1 protein-coding gene is annotated in these 532 nt (G+C 66.0%); it reads right to left on the bottom strand.

The genetic code is table 11. The features are described 5' to 3' along the window. Positions 1 to 52 precede the first annotated feature (52 nt). Positions 53 to 532 (bottom strand): porin family protein (locus tag H3V53_RS43370; RefSeq protein WP_473766683.1); only part of this gene is annotated, 480 nt, incomplete at its 5' end.

Raw genomic sequence — 532 nt, 5'->3', positions numbered from 1 at the left:
AAAGCGCCGCAAACGCGGCGCCCCTCCTTCCCCGAGATCCGAACGGCGTGCGTCAGAACCGGTGCACCATGCCGACGCCCACACCCACCATGCTGCGCGACGAAGACGGCGACGAATTGAAGCCGTCGCCGATCGTTGCCGTCGCGTTGATGATGTGCGTGCCGCCGCCCGTCGCGTTCGGCGCGAGCGTCTGGCCGTTGGCGCGCTGATACGCCTGCAGTGCGTAAAGGCCCGTGCGCTTGGACAGCGAATAGTACTCGGACAGGTTGACCTGCTGGTACTGCGCGCTGCTCGTGATGCCGTTGGCCGTCGTCGCGCGCGTGTAGCTGTAGCCCGTCGCGAAGTCCCACGTGGCCGTCGGCTTCCAGTGCAGCACGATGCCGCCCGTGTTCCAGATCTGCTCATTGCGGAACGACGAGCCGATGCCGGGAATGTACTGCACGTTCGTGTAGGTCGCCGTGATGTCGAACTGGCTGCTGAACGTGTAGCCCGCGCCGACCGCGAAGCGCTGCTGCGACTGCGCCGTCTGGTA

Source organism: Paraburkholderia bengalensis, from assembly GCF_037126505.1.
GTDB lineage: Bacteria > Pseudomonadota > Gammaproteobacteria > Burkholderiales > Burkholderiaceae > Paraburkholderia > Paraburkholderia bengalensis.
This window is presented reverse-complemented; position numbering and strand designations above follow the sequence as displayed.